Genomic DNA, 12336 nt, shown 5'->3' with positions numbered 1-12336 from the left:
GTCGGCGTATCAGCCCTGCGCGGACTCCCGCTCCAGCTCCGCCCGCGCGGCGACGAACGCGTCGACCGCGCGGTTCACGTCCTCCGTGGAGTGCGCGGCGGAGAGCTGGACACGGATGCGGGCCTTGCCCTGGGGGACGACCGGGTAGGAGAAGCCGATCACGTAGACGCCGCGCTCCAGGAGCAGCTCGGCCATGCGGGCCGCCTTCGCCGCGTCACCGATCATGACCGGCGCGATGGCGTGGTCTCCGGGCAGGATGTCGAAGCCCTCGTCCGTCATCCGCGAGCGGAACAGGGCCGTGTTGGCGGCGAGGTGTTCACGCAGGTCACCGGCGGACTCCAGGAGGTCGAGGACCTTCAGGGAGGCCGCGGCGATCACCGGGGCGAGGGTGTTCGAGAAGAGGTAGGGGCGCGAGCGCTGGCGCAGCAGGGCGACGATCTCGGCGCGTGCGGCGACGTAGCCGCCGGAGGCACCGCCGAGGGCCTTGCCCAGCGTGCCGGTGATGATGTCGACGCGGTCCATGACGCCGTGCAGCTCGGGCGTGCCGCGGCCGCCGGGGCCGACGAAGCCGACGGCGTGCGAGTCGTCGACCATGACCATCGCGTCGTAGCGGTCGGCGAGGTCGCAGATCTCCTGGAGCGGCGCGACGTAGCCGTCCATGGAGAAGACGCCGTCGGTGACGATCAGCTTGCGGCGGGCGCCGCCCTCGGAGGCCTCCTTCAGCTGCTGCTCCAGGTCCGCCATGTCGCGGTTGGCGTAGCGGAAGCGGCGGGCCTTGGAGAGGCGGATGCCGTCGATGATCGAGGCGTGGTTCAGGGCGTCGGAGATCACCGCGTCCTCGGCGCCGAGCAGCGTCTCGAAGACGCCTCCGTTCGCGTCGAAGCAGGAGGAGTAGAGGATCGTGTCCTCCTGGCCGAGGAACGCGGACAGACGTGCCTCGAGCTCCTTGTGGACCTCCTGCGTGCCGCAGATGAAGCGGACGGAGGCCATGCCGTAGCCCCAGCGGTCGAGCGCCTCGTGGGCGGCGGCGACGACGTCGGGGTGGTCGGCGAGGCCGAGGTAGTTGTTCGCGCAGAAGTTCAGGACCTCGCCGGGACGGCCGCCCGAGGTCACGGCCACGGTCGCGGACTGCGGGGTGCCGATCACGCGCTCGGGCTTGTGCAGACCGGCGGCACGGATCTCGTCGAGGGTGGCCTGGAGGTCTTCGCGTACGGAGTCGAACATGCGGATTCCTTCGGGAGTGCGAGGGAGGGGCGGGGGACGGTGGTCAGGCGGTCCAGTCGAGGATGACCTTGCCGCCGCGACCGCTCGCCGCGTCGTCGAACGCGGCCTCGAAGTCGCGGTGGCCGTACCGTCCGGTGATGACGGGGGCCAGGTCGAGGCCGCCTTCGAGCAGCACCGACATCGCGTACCAGGTCTCGAACATCTCGCGGCCGTAGATGCCCTTGATGGTGATCATCGAGGTGACGATCCGCGACCAGTCGACGGAGAACTCCTCGGCGGGCAGGCCGAGCATGGCGATCTTGCCGCCGTGGGTCATGTTGGCGACCATGTCGCGCATCGCGCGCGGGTTGCCGGACATCTCCAGGCCGATGTCGAAGCCCTCGCGCAGGCCGAGCTCGCGCTGTCCGTCGGCGATCGTCGAGTCCGCGACGTTGAGGGCGAGGCTGACGCCGACCTTGCGGGCCAGCGCCAGGCGCTCCTCGCTGACGTCGGTGACCACGACGTTGCGGGCCCCCGCGTGCCGGGCGACGGCCGCCGCCATGAGCCCGATCGGACCGGCGCCCGTGATCAGCACGTCCTCGCCGACGAGCGGGAACGACAGGGCCGTGTGCACGGCGTTGCCGAACGGGTCGAAGATCGCGGCCACGTCGAGGTCCACGGGGACGCGGTGCACCCACACGTTCGTCGCGGGCAGCGCCACGTACTCGGCGAAGGCGCCGTCCCTGCCGACCCCGAGGCCGACCGTGGCGCGGCACAGGTGCCGCCGTCCGGCCAGACAGTTGCGGCACTTTCCGCACACCAGGTGGCCCTCGCCGCTGACGCGGTCGCCGATCTTGATGTCGGTGACGTCACGGCCGGTCTCGACGACCTCGCCGACGAACTCGTGCCCGACCACCAGCGGCGCGGAGATCGCCTGCTGCGCCCAGCCGTCCCACGCCCTGATGTGCAGGTCCGTCCCGCAGATCCCGGTGCGGAGCACCTTGATGAGCACGTCGCCGTGGCCGATGACCGGCTCCGGTACGTCCTTGAGGCTGAGACCCGGCTCTGCCTTCTCCTTGACCAGCGCCTTCAACGCCACGGCTCCCGTCGTACGTCGCTTCTTCCCCCGACGACACAGGAATCTTCCCTACGGCGGCGCCCCGGTCCATCGAGGATTTCTTAAGCGCCGCCGCAGCTTTCCTTCAGACCTGGGGTTCAGCGGGTCTGACCACGCTCGAAATAGGCGGTCAGCTCCGGGTCGGGGGAGGGCACCTCGCGGGGCGTCCCGCCGTCCCGCAGCGATTGGGTGGCCCGCTCCCCCGCCGCCACGGCCATCCGCGCCGCGACGGGCGACGTGTCGGTTCGCCCTCCCTCCCGTACGAAACGGACGAACTCGTCGACGAGCAGCGGATCCGCGCCGCCGTGCCCGCCCTCGTCCTGGACGTCCGGCACCGCGTACTCGGCGTCGGCCGCACCGCGGTGTCCCGACCGGCGCGCGTTCCACACCTTCACCACTCCCCCGGGCCCGTCCCCGAAGTTCTCCAGACGGCCCGCGTCGCCGATGACGGTGTAGTTGCGCCAGTAGTCGGGCGTGAAGTGGCACTGCTGGTAGGCGGCGAGGACGCCGTTGTCCAGGCGCATGTTGACCAGGGAGACGTCCTCGACGTCGATGACGGGATTGAGGTCGCGCTGCGTGTGCGGCGGCCAGTGGCCGTCCTTGGTGCACCAGTCGTCGGTCTTCGGCTCGCCCGGCTCGCGGCGGTGCGGATTGTCGCCGTAGACCATGAGGTCGCCGAGGGCCTGCACCTGCCGCGTGCAGCCGCCCGCGAGCCAGTGCAGGACGTCGATGTCGTGGGCGGCCTTCTGCAGCAACAGGCCGGTGGTGTGACGCCGTTCGGCGTGCCAGTCCTTGAAGTACCAGTCGCCGCCGTATCCGACGAAGTGCCGCACCCAGACCGTCTTCACCGCGCCGATCTCGCCGCGCTCGATGATGTCGCGCATCAGGCGGACCACGGGCATGTGCCGCATGTTGTGCCCGACATACAGCCGCGTGCCCGTCTCGTGCGCTGTGCGCAGGATCTCGTCGCAGGCCTCGACGCTCGTCCCCAGCGGCTTCTCCACGAAGACGGGCTTGCCCGCGCGCAGCGCCTCGCAGGCGAGCCGCGCGTGGGTGTGGTCGGGGGTGAGGACCACGACCGCGTCGACGTCCGGGTCTTCGACGACCTCGCGGTGGTCGCTCGATATCAGCGCGCCGGGAAAGGCCACGGCCGCCTCGGCGCGGGCGGTGGCGTCGTGGTCGGCGAGCGCGGTGACGCGTGCGCCCGCGTCCGGTCGGTGGGCGGTACGGGCGAGCGAACCGCGCAGCCCGTAGCCGAGAACGCCGAGACGGAGGTCGGTCACGGAACTCCTGTCGAGTGGGCGGAGGGGGTGAGGGCGGGGCTTTTTCTCAGCCGTCAGGTGGCAACGTAGTAATCGCTTACTGCGATGGTCAATACCCCGTCGGCACGGGGGTTCCCGTGGACCACCCGCGTGTTGTTTCGGGTCGGAGCAGAAAGAACGGAGAAACTCTCCAGACCCTCTTGCGCGTCGCAGCAACCGCTTACATGCTGTCGCGGGATCGGCTCACCCCATGCGCCTCACGGCCTCATGTGCCTCAAGGCCTCATGTGCCCCCGACACCTCTGGGAGTTCGCATGCCCGCACCTGACTCCGACTCCTCCGGACCCATGGGTTCCGCCGGGCCCAGCCGCCGCACGCTCCTGACGGCGGGGGCGGCATCCGCCGTCGTCCCGTGGGCGGCGGGCGGCGCGGCATGGGGCGCCACGGTCTCGGCCGCCGCCGAAGCTCCCGATCCCTACGAGACCCTCCTCGCCCGTGCCGCCGAGCAGCTCACCGGAGGCGACTTCGACGCGGCGGACCCGGACTTCGCCGCCGCCCAGAAGACCCTGGACACCCAGGCGTCCGGCTGGTGGCGACAGTTGGACCGGTCGGCGGGCAGGACCGCGCTGTGGGCCGACCTCTCCCCCGCGAAGGATCCCGGCAACTTCGGCCAGAGCTACACCCGCCTGCGCACCCTCGCCACGGCCTGGGCCACCCCCGGCACCTCCCTGAGCGGCAGCGCGGAGACCCTCGGCACCCTGCTCGACGCGCTGCGCTTCCTGCACGCCACCGGCTACCACCCCGGCCGGCCGCAGTCCGGAAACTGGTGGTTCTGGGAGATCGGCGCACCGCGCGCGCTGATGGACACCTGCGTACTGCTGCGCGCGCACGTCCCCGCCGCCGACCTCGCCGCGTACACCGCGACGGTCGCGAGGTTCTGCCCCGACCCCGACCGGCGCACCAACACGCCCTCCCTGTCCGAGACCGGCGCGAACCGCGCCGACAAGGCCGTCATCGTGGCACTGCGCGGCCTGCTCGCCCGGGACGGAGCCACGGTCGCGCTGGCCCGCGACGGGCTGTCCGACATCCGCGACAAGGGGAAGAACAGCCTGTTCCAGTACGTCACTTCGGGCGACGGTTTCTACGAGGACGGGTCGTTCGTGCAGCACGGCTCCGTGGCGTACACGGGAACGTACGGCAGCGTCCTGCTCGGCAGCACCGGTCAGCTCATCGCGCTGCTCGCGGACTCCCCGTGGACGGTCACCGACCCGGCGACGTCCGTGCTGTACGACGCGGTGGACCGGACGTTCGCGCCCGTGGTGTTCGACGGGCTGATGATGGACTCGGTGCGCGGCCGGGCGATCTCCCGGGAGAAGGCCCGGGACCACAACGACGGCGCGGCGACGCTCTCGCACATCCTCCAACTGGCCTCCGGCGCCCCCGCGGACCGCGCGCGCCGCTGGCGGGCCATGGCCAAGGGCTGGATACGGCGCAATGAGAACACGCCCTACCTGGGTCTCGTGGGCATCCCGGCGCTGGCCCGCGCCAAGGCCGTTCTCGACGACCCGTCGGTCCCGGCGGGCGACCGGCTCACCGGGCACTTCGTCTTCGCGGACATGGACCGGGTCGTGCACCGCCGCCCCGGCTGGGCCCTCGCCCTGTCGCTCTCCTCCCGGCGCATCGCCGCGTACGAGGCGGGCAACGGCGAGAACCTGCACGGCTGGTACACGGGCGACGGCATGACCTATCTGTACGACGGCGACGACCTCGGCCGGTTCGGGGACGGCTTCTGGGCGACCGTCGATCCGTACCGGCTGCCGGGCACGACGGTCGACACGCGGGCCCGCGCCGACATCGGGTCGGGCGCCGGCACGGGGACGTACCGCCCGAAGAACGCGGTCGCGGGCGGCGCCGTCCTGGACGCGCGTCACGGCGCGGCGGCCATGGAACTCCTCGCCGACGGCAGCACGCTGCGGGCCCGCAAGGCGTGGTTCTGCCTGGACAACGTCGTCGTCGCGCTCGGCGCGGGCATCACCGCGAGCGACGGCCGCACGATCGAGACCGTCGTCGACAACCGCAACCTTTACGGTGCCGGGCCGACGCGGCGGCTGACCGTGGACGGGCGGGAGCAACCGGGACACGACGGGTGGTCGGCGCGGCTCGGTGACGCCCGGTGGGCGCACTTGTCCGGGACCGGGGGCTACGTCTTCCCCCGGTACCCCGGCCGTGCGGACGACGCGGGCCTGCGCGGTCTGCGCGAGATGCGCGTCGGCGCGTGGCGGGACATCAACACGGGTGCCGATACGGGGGGCGGCGCGTCGCCCGTGACGCGCCGCTATCTCACCCTCTGGCTGGACCACGGGGTGTCGCCGACGGACGCGTCCTACGCGTATGTCCTGCTGCCCGGTGCGAGCGGCGCCGCGACGGCGGTCTGGGCGCGGTCCTCGCCCGTGCGGGTCGTCGCCAACGACGCGGGCGTCCAGGCGGTGGAGGCACGGCGGGCCGGGCTCCTCGCCGCGCACTTCTGGCGACCGGGGCGGGTCGGTGGCCTTGCGGTGTCCGGGCCGTGCACGGTGCTCGTCCGGCGCGGTCAGCGGGGTGGCGGCGTGTCGGTCGCTGTCGCCGATCCCGGCCGGACGGAGTCGACGGTCGACGTCGAGCTTCCGTTTCCTGTACGGGGGGTGGTCCGGGCGGATGACTCGGTGAGCGTCCGGGCGGGGAGGCGGGGTGGTCTCACCGTGCGGGTGGGGGGTTCTCGCGGGCACACGCATGGTGCTGAGCTGCGGTGAGGGGGTGGTCGGCGGAGGGAGGTGACGGCGGAAGGTCCAGATCTTCGTCCGCGGGCGCGTCGTGGCCGGTCGCGCAGTCCCCGTGCCCCTGAAAGCATCCCCCGTCCTCCCCCAGGAGTCACACCCCCGTTCTCCCCAGGAGTCACGAACCCCATGCCCGCCCCGTACCTCGCCCTTCCGCCCAGCGATCGCGTCCTCTCCCCGCTCACCGGATGGACCCGTGCCCACTGGGAAGCCCTCGCCGATCGGCAGTTGGAGGCCCTTGTCCCTTACGCCACGCCGGGCTTGGCGCAGTATCGGCTGCCGGGGCGGCACAGTTGGTCGGGGGTCGTGTCGGACGGGCTCGAAGGGTTTGCGCGGTCATTTCTCCTCGCCGCCTTTCGGATCGCGGGAGCGGGCGGCGAGGCGGACCCCCGTCTCGTGGAACGCTACGCGCGGGGTCTGACAACGGGCACGGACCGGAACAGCGGCGAGGCCTGGCCGGAACTCACCGACTGCTCCCAGCAGATGGTGGAGGCCGCCTCCATCGCGATCGGGCTGCACGAGACCCGCCCCTGGATCTGGGACAAGCTCGACGCGGGGGTCCAGGAGCGGATCGTCGACTGGTTCTCCGGGTTCGTCGGCGGGAAGACCTGGGACAACAACTGGCGGCTGTTCCAAGTGGTGTCGGAACAGTTCCTCGCGTCGGTGGGCGCCCCCTACAGCCAGGCGGACGTCGACGGCGGCCTGGACCGCATCGAGGACTGGTACCGCGGCGACGGCTGGTACAGCGACGGCGACGGGCGCAACTTCGACTACTACATCGGGTGGGCCATGCACCTCTACCCGCTGCTGTGGGCCCGGATGACCGGCGGGAACGACGGCGGCCGGGCCACTGTCTACCGGGAGCGCCTCGGACAGTTCCTGCGGACCTACCCGCACTTCTTCGGGGGTGACGGCGCGCCCGTCCACCAGGGGCGCTCCCTGACGTACCGCTTCGCCGCTGCCGCGCCCGTGTGGATGGGCGCTCTGGCCGAGTGCACTCCGCTGGCGCCCGGTCTCACGCGGCGCCTCGCCTCCGGCACGGCACGGCACTTCGTGGAGCGCGGCGTGCCCGACGAGCGGGGGCTTCTGCCGCTCGGCTGGTACGGGACGTTCCTGCCCGCCACGCAGGCCTACTCGGGGCCCGCCTCCCCTTACTGGGCGAGCAAGGGATTTCTGGGCCTGCTGCTCCCCGCCGACCATCCGGTGTGGACGGAGCGCGAAGTACCGCTTCCCGTGGAGGAGTCCGACCAGTACACGGCGCTCCCTCAGCCCGGCTGGCTGCTGCACGGCACCCGGCACGACGGCATCGTCCGCCTGATCAACCACGGCAGCGACCACAACCCTCTTGAGGGCCCCGCCCAGGACGACCCGCACTACGCCAAGTTCGCGTACTCCACCGCGACCGCCCCGGAGACTGCCCCACGCGCGTGGGGCCGCGCCGTCGACGGCCACCTGGCACTCCTCACGCCCGACGGCACGCCCTCGCGGCGCCTGCGCATCCACCCGCTGGGCTGCGCGGGCCGCGTCGCCGCCTCCCGCCACGACGCCCGGTATCCGGGCGCTGACGAGACGTATCCCATCGAGACGACCAGCGCGCTGCACGGCCCGTGGGAGATCCGGGTGCATCGCGTGACGGCGCCGACAGGAGCGACCGTCCGCGAGGGCGGCCACGCCGTGGCGGACGACGCCCAGCCGCACACCGAGTGCGGCCCCGGCTGGGCACTCGCTCGTACGACGACGGGCCTGACCAGCGCGGTCGTCGCTCTGCACGGCTGGGACGATGAGGCGGGCACCGCCCGCGAGGTGGCGTCCAACGCGTACGGCCCGCACTCCGCGACACCGTTCCTGACCGCCACGTCCCACCCGGGCGGCGACAGCGTCCACGTCACCCTGATCACACTCTCCCAGGACACGGTCGACCCGAGCGCGCTACGGGAATCCATCACCTGTGCCGTGGACGGCGACACCGTTCGCGTCCGCTTTCCCGACGGTACGGAGCTCACCCTGTGACCTGCCTCCCTTGAAGAGCACGGTCGGTGTGTCCTCGGTCGCGGACTCACGTGAAGCTGCCCCCGTGGCCCGGTATCGGCACTTCTTCGTGCGGCACTTCCCTCGACACACTCATAGATGCCGCTTATGAATGCATTAGTCGGACACGTCTACTCAGTACTGCGCCGGACTTCGAGGCTGGTGGCGCGGCACCACACGACACCGCATGAGGGATGACGTAGTGAAACTGAAGCATCTGACCGCGATGGCCACCGTCGCCGCGATGGCTCCGGCGCTGTTCGGGGCCACGCCTGCGGCAGCGGGCGAAGCCCTCGGCCCGGCCGTGCCGGCGCCCGACCGCAGCCCGGAGGAGGAGCCGACGCCTCACGCCTCCGAGCCGGGCACGACAAAAGCCCCTGCCGAGGGCCCCGACGCCGCCATGCCTGCGCCCGACCACAGCCCACAGGAGGAGTCGGCAGCTCACGCCTCCGAGACGCGCGCGCCCGCGCCCCCTGACGTCAAGCTGGAAGGCGTCCCGGACGCCCTCATCGGGGGCGACGACTGGTCGAACTTCACCATCGTCGTCGACAACCCCCACGACGAAGGGAACCTCTGGGACCTCGACATGGCCGTCAACACCGAAGCCTCCGGCCTCCGCTTGTACGGGGACGATCTCCGCGTCCAGATACAGGTCGACGGCGCCTGGCGCGACGCAAGGGTCTACAGCCCCCCGGACCTCGGCGACTACGACCTCGAACTGCTGCTGGAATTCCCGTTGCCGACGGGCCGGACCACCTTCCCCCTCCGCATGCGCGCCGCGTCGGACGCACCGCTCATCGCCTTCTTCATGGGCCCGCGGGTCTGCGACGAGCAGGTCCAATCGGACGACGAATACTGGGTGTGGTCGAAGATCATCGCTCCTTCCGAGGGCGGAGGGGAGCCGGGAGACCCCGAAAAGCCCGGGGATCCCGAGGAGCCCGAAGACCCCGAGAAGCCGGGTGATCCCGAGAAGCCGGTTGATCCCGAAAGGCCTGCGGGACGGCGAGAAGCCCGGAGACGGCGAGCCCGGAAGCGGGCACAAGCCCGGTGCGGGCGAACGCCCGGGCAAGGGCGACACGAGCGGCGGCGGCAGAGCCACCGACCACACCCAGCCCGCCACTCCCCCAACTCCCGGCACCGGCGACAGCGCCGTCCACCCGGCCGCCGAGCACTCCGGCACGACCGGCAATGACACCGGCAGGACCACCGCGGGCGGCTCCCTCGCCGAGACCGGGAGCAGCGACGGCACCGGCTGGCTGATCGGTGCCGGCGGCGCCTCCGTCGCGGTCGGCACGGCGCTGGCCGTCGCGGCCCACAGGCGGCGCCGCACCACTGACTGACCGGCACCCGCCGTGCACGGCGGCCGGGACCGACGATGAAGGGCTGAGCGAATGTTCGATCGGTGGGGCGTGTGGGATGTACTGCCGGAGAGCGAGCGGCGGCGCTGGTCGCTGGAACCGTTCCAGAGCGTGGGCCCGCTGCGGTTCGGGATGCGCCCCGCCGACGTCACCGCGGCGCTCGGCGGCATCACGCGGAACCCCCAGCACCACACGCGCGCGGCTCTGCCGCAGGATCGGTACGGCACGGTCAAAGGGGAGTGCTGGGGGCTGGGTCTGACGTTCTACTACGGCCTGGACGAACGGCTGCGGGGCATCTCGGTCGACGCCTCGAAGGGGCCGCAAGTCTTCGCCGACGGCATGGCCCTGGTGGGCCGCGTGCCGTCGGAGGTCGAGCAGTGGATCATCGACCGTTCCGAGACCCGCGAGCCTTTCTCGGAGCTCTTCTACGTGAAGCTCGGCGAACCGGGGTCGGCCAGCCTCGGCGTGGTCGTGTGCGCCCAGCGGGCGGCGGACCGTCTGCTCACGCGGCCGGTCTTCCTCCCCTACGAGGCGATGCACGCACCGACGAGGTTCCTCCCCGCCGACGCGTGGACGTCGCCCTGAGGCGGCCGCGGGGAACGGGGCCCCGAGCCGCGGGAACGGGTCAGATCCCGCCCTCCTCGCGCCGGTGGATCTGCTCCACCAGCTCCCCGGCCATGCGTTTGATCGTGTCGAGTCCCGCCGTGCCCCAGCGGCGTGGCTCGACGTCGACGACGCAGACCGTGCCGAGGACCGTGTCCGTGCGGTCGATCAGGGGTGCGCCGAGGTAGGAGCGGATGCCGGTCTCGTCGACGACGGGATTGCCGGCGAACCGCGGGTAGTCGCGGACGTCCTCCAGGACGAGGGCTCTGCGGCGTACGACCACGTGCGGGCAGTACCCGTGATCGCGGGTCATGTAGCGGCCGGCCGCGCGGACCGGGTGGCCGGGGGCGTGCAGGCCCGCGAAGAACTGCCCGGTCTCGTCGAGGAAGTTGACCATGGCGTACGGCGCGCCCGTCAGGTCGGCGAGCCGGTCCGCGAAGGCGTCGAAGGCCGGTTCGGGATACTGACCGATCCCGAGCCCGCGCAGCCTCCGCACCCGGGCGGGCGCCTCGTTGTCCACCGGGGTGAGCAGGAGGCGCCCGGTCGGGTCGTGCATCACGTGTGGGCTCCGTAGCTTGCCGCGGGGGCGTGGTTGAGGAGGTGCTTGACGAGGATGAGAAGGGTCTGGATGCCGGAGCTGGAGATGCGTGCGTCGCAGCGCACGACGGGCACTTGCGGGTCGAGGTCGATCGCGGAGCGCACTTCGTCGGGTTCGTAGCGGTAGGCGCCGTCGAATTCGTTGATCGCCACGATGAAGCCCATGCCGCGCTGCTCGAAGAAGTCCACGGCGGCGAAGCAGTCCTCGAGGCGGCGCGTGTCGGCGAGCACCACCGCGCCGAGTGCCCCTTCGGAGAGCTCGTCCCACATGAACCAGAAGCGTTCCTGGCCCGGCGTGCCGAAGAGATACAGCACGTGTTCGGGGTCGAGTGTGATCCTCCCGAAGTCCATGGCGACCGTCGTCGTGGTCTTGTTCTCCACGCCCGACAGGTCGTCGGTGCCCTCGCTGACCGTGGTGAGCAGCTCCTCGGTGCTGAGCGGCGCGATTTCGCTGACCGCGCCGACAAAGGTCGTCTTGCCGACCCCGAAGCCACCCGCGACCAGGATCTTCAGTGCGGTGGGGAAGGGGTCAGAGCTGTCGTCGTAATCCATCGAGCACTGCCTCCAACAGGGACCGGTCAGTGGGGTTGTGGTAGAAGTCCGGGGCCTTCTGGGTGAGGGCCCCGCAGTCGAGGAGATCCGAGAGGATCACTTTGGTCACGGCCGCGGGCAGCTTCAGCTGGGCCGCGATCTCGGCGACGGAGGTCGGCTCCTCGCACAGTCCGAGGGCCGTGGAATGCTCCGGTCCGAGGTAGCCGAGCGGGGTGGATCCGGTCGCCATCACCAGGGAGAGCAGGTCGAGTTGACTGCTCGGTCTCGTCCGTCCGTTGCTGACGGTGTAGGGGCGGACCAGCCGCCCCGCGGCGTCGTCGAGCCAGGGCCCGTCGTGCGGGGCCGCCATCCTCAGTGCCTCATCGGCGCGGGTTCACCGGCGGGTTGCCGGGGGGCGGTGATCAGGTACGGCCGCACGCTTTTGACCAGCATCGCCATCTCGTAGCCGAGGACGGCCGCGTCCGCGTCGCGCCCGGCGAGCACCGCCAGGCAGGTGCCCGAGCCCGCGGTGGAGACGAACAGGAGGGTCGAGTCCAGCTCCACGACGACCTGACGGACGTCACCGCCGTCGCCGAAGCGGATGCCCGCGCTGCGCCCCAGCGAGTAGAGCCCGGAGGCGAGGGCGGCCATGTGGTCGGCGCTGTCCGGGTCGAGGCCGTGCACCGACTTCACGAGTCCGTCGGAGGAGAGCAGGACGGCGCTGTGCGTGTGCGGCACGCGCTGCACGAGGCCGCTCATCAGCCAGTCGAGATCGGATACATGGCCGGTCGGCGCATCGCTCGCCATGGTGGATCGACTCCTTGA

Annotated in this window: 11 protein-coding genes; 4 read left to right on the top strand and 7 right to left on the bottom strand. The window is 71.4% G+C overall.

Annotated elements, in window-relative coordinates; all coding sequences use genetic code 11:
- Positions 1-9 precede the first annotated feature (9 nt).
- The 3 genes from DEJ47_RS33245 to DEJ47_RS33235 all read right to left on the bottom strand — a co-directional run bounded on the left by DEJ47_RS33245 (position 10) and on the right by DEJ47_RS33235 (position 3603).
- A complete protein-coding gene (locus DEJ47_RS33245) occupies positions 10-1224 on the bottom strand; it encodes a glycine C-acetyltransferase (RefSeq protein ID WP_150174665.1) in 1215 nt (404 codons plus the stop codon).
- Between the two features lie 43 nt (positions 1225-1267).
- Positions 1268-2296 (bottom strand): L-threonine 3-dehydrogenase, encoded by a 1029-nt coding sequence (tdh, locus tag DEJ47_RS33240; RefSeq protein WP_150176042.1) that lies wholly within the window; start codon positions 2294-2296, stop codon positions 1268-1270.
- Between the two features lie 122 nt (positions 2297-2418).
- The gene (locus tag DEJ47_RS33235) at positions 2419-3603 is read right to left on the bottom strand and encodes a Gfo/Idh/MocA family protein (RefSeq protein WP_150174662.1); all 1185 of its coding nucleotides are present in this window, start codon (positions 3601-3603) and stop codon (positions 2419-2421) included.
- Between the two features lie 292 nt (positions 3604-3895).
- Here DEJ47_RS33235 and DEJ47_RS33230 point away from each other — a divergent pair, with 292 nt between their 5' ends.
- The 4 genes from DEJ47_RS33230 (at position 3896) to DEJ47_RS33215 (ending at position 10365) form a co-directional block, all read left to right on the top strand.
- Positions 3896-6370 carry a polysaccharide lyase 8 family protein gene (locus tag DEJ47_RS33230; protein WP_223828586.1) on the top strand — a complete coding sequence of 825 codons (2475 nt, stop codon included), beginning with the start codon at positions 3896-3898 and terminating at the stop codon, positions 6368-6370.
- Positions 6371-6523: 153 nt separating this feature from the next.
- Positions 6524-8404: a DUF2264 domain-containing protein gene (locus DEJ47_RS33225; RefSeq protein WP_150174661.1), complete on the top strand. Its 1881-nt coding sequence runs from the start codon at positions 6524-6526 to the stop codon at positions 8402-8404.
- 995 nt (positions 8405-9399) lie between these two features.
- Positions 9400-9762, top strand: a complete 363-nt coding sequence (locus DEJ47_RS36670) for a hypothetical protein (protein ID WP_190415683.1) — start codon at positions 9400-9402, stop codon at positions 9760-9762.
- Positions 9763-9813: 51 nt separating this feature from the next.
- On the top strand, positions 9814-10365 hold the full coding sequence (locus DEJ47_RS33215) for a hypothetical protein (protein WP_150174658.1): 552 nt from the start codon (positions 9814-9816) through the stop codon (positions 10363-10365).
- A 40-nt stretch (positions 10366-10405) separates the two neighbouring features.
- Here DEJ47_RS33215 and DEJ47_RS33210 read toward each other — a convergent pair whose 3' ends face one another.
- The 4 genes from DEJ47_RS33210 to DEJ47_RS33195 are packed head-to-tail and all read right to left on the bottom strand — an operon-like array spanning position 10406 to position 12318.
- A complete protein-coding gene (locus tag DEJ47_RS33210) occupies positions 10406-10942 on the bottom strand; it encodes a GAF domain-containing protein (protein ID WP_150174655.1) in 537 nt (178 codons plus the stop codon).
- A complete protein-coding gene (locus tag DEJ47_RS33205) occupies positions 10939-11532 on the bottom strand; it encodes a GTP-binding protein (protein WP_150174653.1) in 594 nt (197 codons plus the stop codon). Before DEJ47_RS33205 ends, DEJ47_RS33210 begins: the two co-directional genes overlap by 4 nt.
- The gene (locus tag DEJ47_RS33200) at positions 11510-11881 is read right to left on the bottom strand and encodes a DUF742 domain-containing protein (RefSeq protein WP_150174650.1); all 372 of its coding nucleotides are present in this window, start codon (positions 11879-11881) and stop codon (positions 11510-11512) included. Before DEJ47_RS33200 ends, DEJ47_RS33205 begins: the two co-directional genes overlap by 23 nt.
- A gap of 2 nt (positions 11882-11883) precedes the next feature.
- Positions 11884-12318 carry a roadblock/LC7 domain-containing protein gene (locus DEJ47_RS33195; protein ID WP_150174647.1) on the bottom strand — a complete coding sequence of 145 codons (435 nt, stop codon included), beginning with the start codon at positions 12316-12318 and terminating at the stop codon, positions 11884-11886.
- Positions 12319-12336 lie beyond the last annotated feature (18 nt).

It is taken from the genome of Streptomyces venezuelae, from assembly GCF_008642355.1.
Classification (GTDB): domain Bacteria; phylum Actinomycetota; class Actinomycetes; order Streptomycetales; family Streptomycetaceae; genus Streptomyces; species Streptomyces venezuelae_B.
This window is presented reverse-complemented; position numbering and strand designations above follow the sequence as displayed.

Coding starts and splice junctions, on each gene's coding strand:
- DEJ47_RS33245 (WP_150174665.1), bottom strand. CDS start 1,224: ATGTTCGACTCCGTACGCGAAGACCTCCAGGCCACCCTCGACGAGATC.
- DEJ47_RS33230 (WP_223828586.1), top strand. CDS start 3,896: ATGCCCGCACCTGACTCCGACTCCTCCGGACCCATGGGTTCCGCCGGG.
- DEJ47_RS33225 (WP_150174661.1), top strand. CDS start 6,524: ATGCCCGCCCCGTACCTCGCCCTTCCGCCCAGCGATCGCGTCCTCTCC.
- DEJ47_RS33215 (WP_150174658.1), top strand. CDS start 9,814: ATGTTCGATCGGTGGGGCGTGTGGGATGTACTGCCGGAGAGCGAGCGG.
- DEJ47_RS33205 (WP_150174653.1), bottom strand. CDS start 11,532: ATGGATTACGACGACAGCTCTGACCCCTTCCCCACCGCACTGAAGATC.
- DEJ47_RS33200 (WP_150174650.1), bottom strand. CDS start 11,881: ATGGCGGCCCCGCACGACGGGCCCTGGCTCGACGACGCCGCGGGGCGG.
- DEJ47_RS33195 (WP_150174647.1), bottom strand. CDS start 12,318: ATGGCGAGCGATGCGCCGACCGGCCATGTATCCGATCTCGACTGGCTG.